Origin of the sequence: Mycobacterium sp. IDR2000157661 (assembly GCF_022317005.1) — a bacterium.
Taxonomy (GTDB): domain Bacteria; phylum Actinomycetota; class Actinomycetes; order Mycobacteriales; family Mycobacteriaceae; genus Mycobacterium.
This window is the reverse complement of the sequence record NZ_CP081006.1, coordinates 3,331,549-3,344,288: the sequence shown is the minus strand read 5'-3', so window position 1 is coordinate 3,344,288 and position 12,740 is coordinate 3,331,549. Positions and strand designations below refer to the sequence as shown.

Here is a 12,740-nt window from a genome sequence, read left to right as displayed (position 1 = left end):
CTCCAGGCGAAGGCGCGTCGGGCTGGCACTCTACGCCGTGGAAAGCGCCTCATCAGGACCACCGGCTCTCGGCGGCGCGCTGCCGTCGGGGATCGAAGGCACCCGGGTGGCGCGCACGTACACGGTGTCGCCCTCGCTGAGACGCAGCGCCTCGGCGTCGCCGCGGGTGATCTGCGCGGTGAACGGCGTGTGCGACGCGGCGCTGGTCAGCTCGACTCGAACCTCGAAGCCCAACATGACGATTCGGTCGATCCGCGCCCGCATGACACCGGTCGCCTGCACGTGGTCCTCGGCCGCGGCGATGGCCATCTCGGGACTGCGCCCGACCCGGATGTCGTGCGGGCGCACCAGCATCCCGTTCAGCGACGACACCGCGCCGAGGAAGGACATGACGAACGCGTTGGCCGGCTGGTCGTACACCTCGGTGGGCGAGCCGACCTGCTCGATGCGCCCGCTGTTCAATACCGCGATCCGATCGGCCACGTCGAGCGCCTCGGACTGGTCGTGGGTGACCAGCACCGTCGTCACGTGCACCTCGTCGTGAAGCCGGCGCAGCCAGGCACGCAGGTCCTCGCGGACCTTGGCGTCCAGCGCGCCGAACGGCTCGTCGAGCAGCAACACCTGCGGGTCCACCGCCAGCGCGCGGGCCAGTGCCATGCGCTGGCGCTGACCGCCCGAGAGCTGGTTCGGGTAACGGGTCTGAAAACCGGCCAGCCCGACGACTTCCAAAAGGTTGTCGACCTTCTCGGCGACCTCGGCCTTGGGCCGCCTGCGGACCTTGAGGCCGAAGGCGACGTTGTCGCGGACCGTGAGGTGCTTGAACGCCGCGTAGTGCTGGAACACGAACCCGATACCCCGCCGTTGCGGCGGCACCTTGGTGACGTCGCGTCCGTTGATGGTGACGGTTCCGGAGTCGGGTAGATCCAGCCCGGCGATCGCCCGCAGCAGCGTGGACTTGCCGGAGCCGCTGGGGCCCAGCAGCGCGGTGAGCGAGCCGGCAGGCACGTCGAAGTCGACGTTGTCGAGCGCGGCGAAATCACCGTAGCGCTTGTTGGCGCCGCGCACCGTGATCGCGTTCGTCACAGCCGTCCCTTTCCTACTTGGCCGTCTTCTGGCGGCGGGTGTCGAGAATGACTTGGGCGATCAGCACGACCACAGCCACCGCCATCAGTAGCGTCGAGATCGCATAGGCGCCGTACTCCGCACCGCGCGCGTGCCGGTCGGCGACCAGCAGGGTGAGCGTCTGCGAGGTGCCGGGCAGGTTCGACGACACCATGATGACCGCACCGTACTCGCCGAGCGTGCGCGCGACGGTGAGCACCACGCCATACATCAAGCCCCATTTGATCGACGGCAGCGTCACCCGCCAGAACGTCTGCCACGCCGTCGAACCCAGCGTCGAGGCCGCCTCCTCCTGATCGGTGCCCAGCTCGTGCAGGACCGGTTCCACCTCCCGGATGACGTAGGGGACGGTCACGAAGATGCTGGCCAGGACGATGCCGGGGAAACCGAAGATGATCTTCAGGCCGAGGTTGTTCTCGACGAACCCGAACGCCCCCGCGGTGCCCCACAGCAGGATCAACGCCACGCCGACGACCACCGGCGAGACCGCAAACGGCAGGTCGATTACCGCCTGCAGCAGGCTCTTGCCACGAAACCTGTTGCGGGCCAACACCATGGCGGTTGGAATGCCGAAGACCACGTTGAGCGGCACCACGATCGCGACCACCAGCAGCGACAGCTGCAGCGCCGAGATCGCCGCCGGGGTGCTGATCGACCCGAGGAAGTCGCCCAGCCCGGGAGCCAAGGCGCGCCACAGTATCAACCCGACCGGCACAACCAGCAGCACGGCGATGTATGCCAGTGCCACGAAGCGCAGGATCCTGCGCACGGTCGGAGACGGTGTCACTGGTCCAGTTCCTCACGCTTGGCAGCTCGGCTGCCGATGGTTCGCAGAACCAGCAGAACGAGGAAGGACACGGTCAGCAGCACGATCGACACCGCTGCTGCGCCGGTCCGATCGTCGAACTCGATGAGCTGGCGAATGTACTGCGAGGACACCTCGGTCTCGCCAGGTACGGCCCCACCGATCAACACCACCGACCCGTATTCCCCGATCGCGCGGGAGAATGCGAGTCCGGCACCGGACAGCAGCGACGGCATGAGCGCGGGCAGGATCACCAGCCGGAAGATCGTGAGGTTGTCGGCTCCCAACGAGGCCGCGGCCTCCTCGACCTCGTGGTCCAATTCCAGCAGCACCGGCTGCACGGACCGGACCACGAACGGCAGCGTCACGAATGCCAGCGCGATGCCGATGCCCCAGATGGTCTGCTGGATGTGCACGCCGACCGGGCTGTTGGGCCCGTAGAGCGCCAGCATCACCAGGCTCGCGACGATGGTCGGCAACGCGAACGGCAGGTCGATGATGGCGTCGACGAAGCGCTTGCCCGGGAACTCGTCACGGGTCAGCACCCAGGCGATGAGAAGACCGAAGACGAGGTTGAGCACCGTGACCGCCGTCGACACCGTCAACGTCACCCGAAACGACTCGATCGCCGCGTTCGAGGTGATCGCCGCCCAGAACGCCGACCATCCCCCGCCTGCGGACTGCCAGACGATCGCGGCCAGCGGCAGCAGAACGATGATCGACAGCCATGTGGTCGCCACGCCGACGCGAAGCGAGGTGTGCCCGTAGCGCCGGGTGAAGAATCCCCGCAGCGGGCGGGAGTCGAGCGCGCCCGGCGACGCTGTCATCCGGTGGCCTGTTTGTAGATCTTGGTGATGGCGCCGTTGTCCTTGTCGAACAGCGCCGGGTCGACGGCGCTCCAGCCACCCAGGTCGCCGATCGTCCACAGCTTCTCGGGCGCCGGGAAGTCGGCTGCGAAGTCCGCCGCGACACCGGGATCGACCGGCCGGAAGCCGGCCTGCGCCCAGATCGTCTGGCCCTCCGGCGTGTAGAGGAAGTTCTTCAACGCATTTGCCTGCTCGGCGTGCTGGGTGGACGTCACGACAGCGACCGGGTTCTCGATCTTGAAGGTCTGCGGCGGAATGACGTGCTCCACTGCCTTGCCCTGTCGTTCGATGTTGATGGCCTCGTTCTCGTAGCTGAGCAATACGTCGCCGCTGCCCTGCAGGAACAGGTCGGTGGCTTCGCGCCCCGATGCGGGCCGGGTACGGATGTGCTCGCTGACCAGCTTGTCGACGAACTCAAGGCCGGCCTGGGTGTTCCGTCCGCCGTTGCTCTTGGCGGCGTAGGGCGCCAGCAGGTTCCACTTGGCCGATCCGGAACTGAGCGGACTGGGGCTGACCACCTCGAGCCCGGGTTGCAGCAGGTCGTCCCAGTCCCTGATGTTCTTCGGGTTGCCCTCGCGGACCACGAGCGAGACGACCGAGCCGAACGGAATGCCCTTGGTGGCGCCCGCATTCCATCCCTCGGCGACCTTGCCGGCGTCGACCAGTCGGGTGACGTCGGGTTCGACGGAGAAATTGACCAGGTCGGCGGGCTTGCCGTCCACGACAGCGCGCGACTGATCACCCGAGGCCCCGTAAGAGGTGGTCACCGCGACGCCCTTGCCCTCCTCGGTGGCTGCGAACGCCGGGATGATCTTGCTCCAGCCGGGCTCGGGCACCGCATAGGCGATCACCGTGAGCGTTGTCTCGGCGGCGTCACCACCGCTGTCACCGACCACGTCGCTCGATCCGCCGCCGCAGGCGGCCAGCAGTGTTGCGGTGGCGGCGAGCACCACACCGGCGCGCCAGGACTGACGAATGTCGACCATGGGGGACCTTTCCATTTTCGGGGGACATCGGGGCTTGTCCGTTCCGAAGGAGAGGGCAAAGGCTCAATGCCGGGCATCACGCCACAGCCGTCACCGACACCAGATCGCGAACGGATATTGGTCAGCGACAACAGCAGACATCTGCGACAGCGCTGAACTCCACGGCAATGAGGGCCAGGATGTGGCCGCCCTTGTTGCCGGACGCTGTAGGCATGGCGGGAAGAATAACAGAATCGAAGAACTTCGCCTTGCCGGCTCAGCGCGTCAGGAGCCACATTACGACGACCAGTACCAGCAGCAGGACGAGCACCAACGTCACCCGCGAGCGCGGCATCCCGCCGCTCATCGGTGTTGTCTTCTCTTCGCGCAAGCGCTCATCGGTGTTATCTTCTCTTCGCGCAAGCGCTCATCGGGCGTCCTCGTCGTCGTGGCGCACCCGGTGCAGCAGCTTGATGCCGTTGCCCAGCGCACCGTCGAGCACCACCGCCGTGCCGTAGGCGATCACGAGCACGACGGGCATCACCACCGCGGTCTGGGCGATGAACGGCAGACCGGTCAGCCAGAGTTCGACGCCGTCCCACCAATCGAGGAAGCCGTCCACGCCGCCACCCTATGCCGGACCGCGATCGGCGATGGCGCCGACACACGCCCGACGAGTGGACGCCGGGCACGTCGGCAGTCGATGATGGCGGCATGGTTCTGTCACAAACCGGGCCGTCGGACGCGTCTGCGGAGATCGACAGTGGGATCAGACCCGCGCCCGCGGTCGCGTCGAACACTCCGTTGACCGTCACGGCACCGACGCCTTACGCGCCGACCGGGGCGTTGCGGAACCCCTTCCCGCCGATCGCCGACTACGGCTTCCTGTCCGACTGCGAGAACACGTGCCTGATCTCCTCGGCCGGCTCGATCGAGTGGCTGTGCGTGCCCAGGCCCGACTCCCCGAGCGTGTTCGGCGCGATCCTCGACCGCGGCGCCGGCCACTTCCGGCTGGGACCGTATGGGGTGTCGGTGCCCGCCGCGCGCCGCTACCTGCCCGGCAGCCTGATCCTGGAGACCACGTGGCAGACCCACACCGGCTGGCTGATCGTGCGCGAGGCGCTGGTGATGGGGCCGTGGCATGACCTCGAGGCGCGCTCGCGCACCCATCGCCGCACACCGATGGACTGGGACGCCGAGCACATCCTGCTGCGGACCGTGCGCTGTGTGAGTGGCACGGTCGAGCTGGTGATGAACTGCGAGCCGGCGTTCGACTACCACCGCATCCCGGCCACCTGGGAGTATTCGGCGCAGGCCTACGGCGAGGCGATCGCGCGCGCCAGCCGGGAGCCCGACGCGCACCCGACGCTGAGGCTGACCACGAACCTGCGACTGGGCCTGGAAGGCCACGAGGCGCGGGCCCGCACCCGGATGAAGGAGGGCGACAACGCCTTCGTCGCGCTGTCGTGGTCCAAGCACCCGGCGCCGCAGACCTACGACGAGGCCGCCGAGAAGATGTGGTCGACCAGCGAGTGCTGGCGCCAGTGGATCAACATCGGCGACTTCCCCGACCACCCGTGGCGGTCTTACCTGCAGCGCAGCGCGTTGACGCTCAAGGGGCTGACGTACTCGCCGACCGGCGCGCTGCTGGCGGCGCCCACCACGTCGCTGCCGGAAACGCCTCAGGGCGAACGCAACTGGGACTACCGCTACGCGTGGGTGCGGGACTCGACGTTCGCGCTGTGGGGCCTCTACACGCTGGGCCTTGACCGCGAGGCCGACGACTTCTTCGCGTTCATCGCCGACGTGTCGGGGGCCAACAACGGTGAACGTCATCCGCTTCAGGTGATGTACGCCGTCGGCGGCGAACGCACCCTGCTCGAAGAGGAGTTGCACCACCTGTCCGGCTATGACGGTGCACGGCCGGTACGCATCGGCAACGGCGCCTACGACCAGATGCAACACGACATCTGGGGCACGATGCTGGACTCGGTGTACCTGCACGCCAAGTCGCGCGAACAGATCTCCGACACGCTGTGGCCGGTGCTCAAGCAGCAGGTCGAAGAGGCGATCAAGCATTGGAAGGAACCCGACCGCGGCATCTGGGAGGTGCGCGGCGAACCGCAGCACTTCACGTCGAGCAAGATCATGTGCTGGGTGGCGCTGGACCGCGGGTCGAAACTGGCCGAACTGCAGGGCGAGAAGTCCTATGCCCAGCAGTGGCGGGCCATCGCCGAGGAGATCAAGGCCGACGTGCTCAAGCACGGCGTCGACAAACGCGGGGTGCTCACCCAGCGCTACAACGACGATGCGCTCGACGCGTCGTTGCTGTTGGCCGTGCTGACGCGGTTCTTGCCGCCCGACGACCCGCGAGTCCGGGCCACCGTGCTGGCCATCGCCGACGAGCTGACCGAAGAGGGCCTGGTGCTGCGCTACCGCGTCGAGGAGACCGACGACGGCCTGTCCGGCGAGGAAGGCACTTTCACCATCTGCTCGTTCTGGCTGGTCTCGGCGCTGGTCGAGATCGGCGAGATCCACCGGGCCAAGCATCTGTGCGAGCGGCTGCTGTCGTTCGCCAGCCCGTTGCACCTGTACGCCGAGGAGATCGAGCCCCGCACCGGTCGCCATCTGGGCAACTTCCCGCAGGCGTTCACCCACCTGGCGTTGATCAACGCCGTCGTGCACGTGATCCGCGCCGAGGAGGAGGCGGACAGCTCCGGGGTTTTCGTGCCCGCCAATGCCCCGATGTAGAGACCCCAGATTGGGGGTTCCGATCTGGCTATTCGCGTTTTATCGTGAATAGGTGACCGTCGAGCCCGCGGTGAAGCGGGAGTTCAAGAACCGGCTCTACGCGGAGTTCGCCCGCATCGGCAAGGCACTGGCCAGCCCGCAGCGACTCGAGATCCTCGAGGTCCTCGCCCAAGGCGAGCGTTCCGTCGAGTCGCTGGCCACCGAGACCGGCCTTTCCGTCGCCAACGCGTCCCGACACCTTCAACAGCTGCGCCAGGCTCAGCTGGTCCGAACCCGTCGCGAGGGCCTCTTCGTCCACTACCGGCTCGCCGGGCAGGAAGTGCTGGCCCTCGTCCTCGCGCTGCGACAGACCGCGGAGCAACACCTGGCCGAGGTGGACCGTGTCGTGCAGGATTTCCTCGGCGACCGGGACGGTTTCGAACCCGTGACGCCCGACGAGCTCGCCCGGCTTCTGGCCGACGACGATGTCGTGTTGCTCGACGTCCGACCCGCGCAGGAGTATTCGGCCGGACACATCGCCGGCGCGCTGTCGATGCCGGTGTCCGAGCTCGAGTCGCGGCTTGGCGAACTTTCCGCCGACAGGGACTACGTCGCGTACTGCCGCGGGCCCTACTGCGTTTACGCCGACGAGGCGGTCGCCGTGCTGCGTGCCAATGGTCTTACTGCACAACGGCTTTCCGAGGGATTCCCGGAATGGAAGCTTGCGGGCCGCCCGGTCCGCACGGCGTCATAGGAGAACACCATGAAGCGCTCACTCACCATCGGCTACGGCGCCGTGTGTTATGTCGTGTTCCTTGCGGCGTTCCTGTATGCGATCGGCTTCGTCGGGAACCTGTTGGTGCCCCGCAGCGTGGACAACGGTGTTTCCGCGTCCGTCGGTGAGGCGGTCATCGTCAACGTGCTGCTGCTGGGACTGTTCGCCGTCCAGCACAGCGTGATGGCACGGCCCGCGTTCAAGCGGTGGTGGACGAAGTTCGTGCCGACGACGATCGAGCGCAGCACATATGTGCTGATCGCGAGCCTGGTCCTGTTCCTGCTGTACTGGCAGTGGCGGACCATGCCCGCGATCGTCTGGGAGGTCACCTGGGCGCCCGCGGTATTCCTGCTGTGGACGCTGTTCGCCCTGGGCTGGCTGACCGTCCTTGCGTCGACGTTCATGATCAATCACTTCGATCTGTTCGGCCTGCGTCAGGTGTATCTCGCCTGGCGCGGCGAACCGTACAAGGACCTGCCCTTCCGCACGTCGATGCTGTATCGCACTGTGCGCCACCCGATCATGGTGGGGTTCATCATCGCGTTCTGGGCCGCACCCACGATGACGGCGGGCCACCTGCTGTTCGCGGTGGCAACCACGGGGTACATCCTGATCGCGGTCCAGCTCGAGGAGCGTGATCTCGTTGCCGCACTGGGTGACGACTATCGGCACTACCGCAGCACGGTGGGCGGGCTCATTCCCGGCCTGCACCGGCGTGGCGGAGCTGCCGGACCGGACGCCACCGTCCGGCCGGCATGACCCGCCCGAACGCGGACACCGGCATCGATCTGGCGCCCATCGTCGACGAGGGCCACCGCGAGTGCGCGCACACCGGCCTGCACTACGGCGACCGCAAGACTGGGCGAACGTGACGGGCGGAAGGCTGGCGACGGGCAAATGACCACGACGCAGCCCCCGCCGAGGCTGGGCCTGCGCGCCAACCTGTCCCAATTCATCCTGCTCGTCGCGGTCAACGCCCTCGTCGGGGGCATGGTGGGCCAGGAGCAGACGGTGTTGCCGTTGCTGGCGGAGCGCCACTTCCAGTTGACCGGGTACACGTTCCTGCTCACCTATGTGCTGGCGTTCGGTGTCACCAAGGCCGCGGCCAACTATTTCGCGGGCACGTGGTCGGACCGCTTCGGCCGCAAGCCCGTGCTGGTGACGGGATGGATACTCGCGGTGCCGGTACCACTGATGTTGATCTGGGCGCCGTCGTGGGGCTGGGTGGTCGCAGCCAACCTACTGCTGGGATTCAGCCAGGGGCTCACCTGGTCGACCACCGTGGTGATGAAAATCGACCTCGTGGGCCCTCGGCAGCGCGGCCTGGCGATGGGGTTCAACGAAGCCGCCGGATACGGCGCCGTCGCGGTGACCGCCGTCGTCGCCGGGTATCTCGCCGCCCACTACGGACTGCGGCCCGCACCGTTCCTCCTCGGCCTGGGCTACGCAGCGATCGGGCTCGGCGTCAGTGCAGTGCTGGTGCGCGAGACCCGGGGCCATGCCCGCCTCGAAGCCGACCAGCACCCCGGAAGCCATGGCAGCCAGACGAACCGCGAGATCTTCATCCGCACTTCGTTCACCGAACCCGCCCTGTCCTCGGCCAGCCAGGCCGGACTGGTCAACAACCTCAACTTCGGGCTGTCGTGGGGCTTGTTTCCGATCCTGTTCGCCGCTACCGGCATGTCAATCGAGCGCATCGGCATTCTCGTCGCGGTGTATCCGGCCGTCTGGGGCCTCGGTCAGATTCTCACTGGCGCACTGTCGGACCGTTGGGGCCGTAAACATCTCATCACCGCGGGCATGCTCACCCAGGCAGCCGCCCTGGGGATGATCGCGACAGTCGACACCTTCACCTGGTGGGCTGTCGCCGTCACGATGCTCGGCGCCGGTACGGCCATGGTGTATCCCACGCTGCTGGCCGCGGTCGGTGATGTCGCCCATCCGATGTGGCGGGCCCGCGCCGTCGGAATCTACCGCCTGTGGCGCGACAGCGGGTATGCCGCCGGCGCAGTCGTCGGAGGCATCACCGCCGACCTGTGGGGGCCGCGGGCGGCGGTGTGGGTGGCCGCGGGCATCAGCGTCGTCTCGGGAATTGTCGTCGCGGTGCGGATGTACGAAACGCGCCGTGTCTGAGCGGCTAGCCGGCCGCGTTGGCCACCATGTCGGTGGCGATGATGGCCGCCTCCTCGCCGATGGCGAAGCCGCACGCCCACGCCTCGACGGTCACGTTCGACACCACCGACAGCGCGTGCTGGCAGGCCCAGCCCTCGGCGTCCTGCTGAGTCGTCAGCTGGGTGATCATCGTGTCCTCGACGGTCACCCCGCTCAGGTCCCACAAGAAGGACGAATCCGAATCGTCCACCTCCACAGTCGAATCAGCGCAGCCCTCCCATGCCGAGGTCGATTCGTCGAAGAACTGCCGCGCCTTCTCGGCCGACGGGTACAAGACGGCAGTCTGCTCGACCCAATGGTCGTTGTTCTCGCCGGGCTCGCGCGCCACCTGATCGCGCACCGCGATCCAGCCGCTGCCGGCGTACACCGGATCCTCGGCCCCGTAGATGGCCCCGAGGCACTCGGGGTCCGACACCTGATCGGAGTGGTCGGTCATCTCCTCGAGGTCACTGGTGACCGTCATCGTGGTCGAGCCCATGATGCCGTTGAGCTCCCCGATCGACAGCAGCACATCGTCGAGCTCGGACTCGTCCAGCGGTGGTACGTCGAGCACGCCGCCGCCCCGCCCGCTCACCGCGGTGCCCGAAACCGTGCTCACGCACCCTGCGAGGAGCACCGAGGCCGCCAGAACGACACCCGCCGCGCACGCCCGGCATAGCGGACCGATGATCGTCACGAGGCGCCGATCTTCTGCACCATCAGTTTCGCCACCGCCACCGCATCAGCGGCGCTGTGGGCACTGGGTCCGGCGACATCCGAAACCTCGACGTCCACAACGCAATCCGAGGCGATGCCGAGGGCCCGCTGTACCGCCGAGCCGTCGTCGTGCAGCACCACCGCCGAGACGATTCCGTCGGCCATCGTCACGTCGGCGATGCGGCTCGACCCCTGTGCGCCGCCGTCGGGGCCGATCAATGTCAGCGTCTGCCCGTTGCAGCGACGCCACGTGTCGGCCGACGCGGCGAAAAAGGCCCGCGCGGCGTCGGGCGCCCCGAACTGCACGGCGCCGAAGAAGCCCGTCGCCGACGGTCCGTCGGCGTCACCACCGGCCCACGACCGGCTGGCCACCGACCGCACCGGGCTCGACTGGTAGACGACCTTCTGCAGCCGGTAGCCGATGCCCACGCAGTCCATGGGAGACGCCTCGGCTGGGCCGACACCTTGCAGCAGCATGTCGGGGCCGCCCTCGACGAGTTGACCCATGAAACCGACGGCGCTCAGCACGACGGTGAGCTCTTCGACGCTGGGTAGCGCCTGGCCCAGCGCGCGGTCCGGACTCTGCTGGACGGCCTCGACGATCCGCACGGCGGGCGCCTCGCCGGCCGGGGTGGAGCAGCCGGCCAGCAGCACGCATGCGCCTGCCGCCATCGCCACCGCCGCCGAGCGCATCGGGTCTACTTCTTGGCTTTGTCGGCGGACGAGTCGGTGGACAGTGCGGCGACGAACGCCTCCTGCGGCACCTCCACCCGGCCGATGGTCTTCATCCGCTTCTTGCCTTCCTTTTGCTTCTCGAGCAGCTTGCGCTTGCGCGTGATGTCGCCGCCGTAGCACTTCGATAGCACGTCTTTGCGGATGGCGCGGATGTTTTCGCGAGCAATGATCTTGGAACCGATCGCCGCCTGCACCGGAACCTCGAACTGCTGGCGTGGGATCAGCTCTTTGAGCTTGGTCGTCATCTTGTTGCCGTAGGCGTAGGCCGAGTCCTTGTGCACGATCGCGCTGAACGCGTCGACCGGCTCGCCCTGCAACAGGATGTCCACCTTGACCAGCTCGGCCTCCTGCTCACCGGCCTCCTCGTAGTCGAGGCTGGCGTAGCCGCGGGTGCGTGACTTCAGCGCGTCGAAGAAGTCGAAGATGATCTCGCCGAGCGGCATCGTGTAGCGCAGTTCCACCCGCTCCGGTGAGAGGTAGTCCATACCGCCGAGGTCACCGCGCCGCGACTGGCACAGCTCCATGATGGTGCCGATGAACTCGCTGGGCGCGATGATCGTGGTCTTGACCACCGGCTCGTACACGGTGCGGATCTTGCCGTCCGGCCAGTCCGAAGGGTTGGTGACGACGAGCTCGCTGCCATCCTCCTTCTCGACTCGGTAGACGACGTTCGGCGAGGTGGAGATCAGGTCGAGGTTGAACTCGCGCTCGAGGCGCTCTCGGGTGATCTCCATGTGCAGCAGGCCGAGGAAGCCGCTGCGGAAGCCGAATCCCAGCGCCACCGACGTCTCGGGCTCGTAGGTCAGCGCGGCGTCGTTGAGCTGCAGCTTGTCCAGCGCCTCGCGCAGATCCGGGTAGTCGGACCCGTCGACCGGATAGAGCCCGGAGTAGACCATCGGCCGCGGTTCGCGGTAGCCGGTCAGCGGGTTCTCGGCGCCGTGGCGGGCGGTGGTGACGGTGTCGCCGACCTTGCTCTGGCGGACGTCCTTCACGCCGGTGATGAGGTAGCCGACCTCGCCGACGCCGAGGCCGTCGGAGGGCTTCGGCTCCGGTGAGACGATTCCCACTTCGAGCAGTTCGTGATGAGCGCCGGTGGACATCATCTTGATGCGCTCGCGGGGAACGATCTTGCCGTCGACGACGCGGACGTAGGTCACCACGCCGCGGTAGGTGTCGTAGACCGAGTCGAAGATCATCGCCCTGGCGGGGGCGTCGGCGTCGCCGGTCGGCGGCGGCACCTCGCGCACGACGTGGTCGAGCAGCTCGGTGACGCCGTCGCCGGTCTTTCCCGACACCCGCAGCACGTCGTCCGGTTCGCAGCCGATGATGTGGGCGATCTCGGCGGCGTAGCGATCCGGGTCGGCGGCCGGCAGGTCGATCTTGTTGAGCACCGGGATGATGTGCAGGTCACGATCGAGCGCCAGGTAGAGGTTGGCCAGGGTCTGCGCCTCGATGCCCTGTGCGGCGTCGACCAGCAGCACCGCACCCTCGCAGGCCTCGAGCGCACGCGACACCTCGTAGGTGAAGTCGACGTGGCCGGGGGTGTCGATCAGGTGCAGGACGTAATCGGTGCCGTCCACCTGCCAGGGCAGACGGACGTTCTGCGCCTTGATGGTGATGCCGCGCTCGCGCTCGATGTCCATCCGGTCCAGGTACTGCGCCCGCATGTCACGGTCGGCCACCACGCCGGTCAACTGCAGCATCCGGTCGGCCAGCGTCGACTTGCCGTGATCGATGTGGGCGATGATGCAGAAGTTCCGAATCTGCGCCGGCGCGGTGAAGGTCTGGTCGGCGAAGCTGCTGATGGGAATCTCCTGGTGGGGCGGACGTTGTGCGCTACCAGGGTATCGAGGTCGGGCCCTGTCGACACAATC

The 12,740-nt window shown here is 67.4% G+C and carries 12 protein-coding genes and 1 pseudogene; 4 read left to right on the top strand and 9 right to left on the bottom strand.

All coding sequences use genetic code 11. The features are described 5' to 3' along the window. Window positions 1–30: 30 nt before the first annotated feature. From K3G64_RS17490 to K3G64_RS17470, 6 genes are all read right to left on the bottom strand, one after another. Complete coding sequence (locus K3G64_RS17490) at window positions 31–1,083, bottom strand: sulfate/molybdate ABC transporter ATP-binding protein (RefSeq protein WP_238886097.1); 1,053 nt, start codon at window positions 1,081–1,083, stop codon at window positions 31–33. Window positions 1,084–1,096: 13 nt separating this feature from the next. Continuing rightward, complete coding sequence (gene cysW, locus K3G64_RS17485; RefSeq protein WP_238886095.1) at window positions 1,097–1,909, bottom strand: sulfate ABC transporter permease subunit CysW; 813 nt, start codon at window positions 1,907–1,909, stop codon at window positions 1,097–1,099. Further along, window positions 1,906–2,754 (bottom strand): sulfate ABC transporter permease subunit CysT, encoded by an 849-nt coding sequence (gene cysT, locus K3G64_RS17480; protein ID WP_238886094.1) that lies wholly within the window; start codon window positions 2,752–2,754, stop codon window positions 1,906–1,908. Before cysT ends, cysW begins: the two co-directional genes overlap by 4 nt. Beyond that, window positions 2,751–3,779, bottom strand: a complete 1,029-nt coding sequence (locus K3G64_RS17475) for a sulfate ABC transporter substrate-binding protein (protein ID WP_238886092.1) — start codon at window positions 3,777–3,779, stop codon at window positions 2,751–2,753. Before K3G64_RS17475 ends, cysT begins: the two co-directional genes overlap by 4 nt. Window positions 3,780–3,900: 121 nt before the next feature. Continuing rightward, entirely contained in the window at window positions 3,901–3,993 is a 93-nt protein-coding gene (locus tag K3G64_RS25700; RefSeq protein ID WP_370646975.1) for an Ms4533A family Cys-rich leader peptide, read from the bottom strand. A gap of 192 nt (window positions 3,994–4,185) precedes the next feature. Further along, window positions 4,186–4,380 carry a hypothetical protein gene (locus K3G64_RS17470; protein WP_238886091.1) on the bottom strand — a complete coding sequence of 65 codons (195 nt, stop codon included), beginning with the start codon at window positions 4,378–4,380 and terminating at the stop codon, window positions 4,186–4,188. A gap of 92 nt (window positions 4,381–4,472) precedes the next feature. Between K3G64_RS17470 and K3G64_RS17465 the strand changes: the two genes are divergently transcribed. From K3G64_RS17465 to K3G64_RS17450, 4 genes are all read left to right on the top strand, one after another. Beyond that, the gene (locus K3G64_RS17465) at window positions 4,473–6,509 is read left to right on the top strand and encodes a glycoside hydrolase family 15 protein (protein ID WP_238886090.1); all 2,037 of its coding nucleotides are present in this window, start codon (window positions 4,473–4,475) and stop codon (window positions 6,507–6,509) included. A 52-nt stretch (window positions 6,510–6,561) separates the two neighbouring features. Further along, a complete protein-coding gene (locus K3G64_RS17460; RefSeq protein ID WP_238886089.1) occupies window positions 6,562–7,242 on the top strand; it encodes an ArsR/SmtB family transcription factor in 681 nt (226 codons plus the stop codon). 9 nt (window positions 7,243–7,251) lie between these two features. Next, window positions 7,252–8,022, top strand: a complete 771-nt coding sequence (gene mddA, locus K3G64_RS17455) for a methanethiol S-methyltransferase (protein ID WP_238886088.1) — start codon at window positions 7,252–7,254, stop codon at window positions 8,020–8,022. 138 nt (window positions 8,023–8,160) lie between these two features. Continuing rightward, window positions 8,161–9,396 (top strand): MFS transporter, encoded by a 1,236-nt coding sequence (locus K3G64_RS17450; protein WP_238886087.1) that lies wholly within the window; start codon window positions 8,161–8,163, stop codon window positions 9,394–9,396. 4 nt (window positions 9,397–9,400) lie between these two features. Here K3G64_RS17450 and K3G64_RS17445 read toward each other — a convergent pair whose 3' ends face one another. The 3 genes and pseudogenes from K3G64_RS17445 to lepA all read right to left on the bottom strand — a co-directional run bounded on the left by K3G64_RS17445 (window position 9,401) and on the right by lepA (window position 12,739). After that, on the bottom strand, window positions 9,401–10,033 hold the full coding sequence (locus tag K3G64_RS17445) for a sensor domain-containing protein (RefSeq protein ID WP_238886085.1): 633 nt from the start codon (window positions 10,031–10,033) through the stop codon (window positions 9,401–9,403). Window positions 10,034–10,107: 74 nt separating this feature from the next. Beyond that, window positions 10,108–10,824: a sensor domain-containing protein gene (locus K3G64_RS17440; protein WP_238886083.1), complete on the bottom strand. Its 717-nt coding sequence runs from the start codon at window positions 10,822–10,824 to the stop codon at window positions 10,108–10,110. A 5-nt stretch (window positions 10,825–10,829) separates the two neighbouring features. Further along, window positions 10,830–12,739 (bottom strand): annotated as a pseudogene (gene lepA / locus K3G64_RS17435) (translation elongation factor 4). Window position 12,740 lies beyond the last annotated feature (1 nt).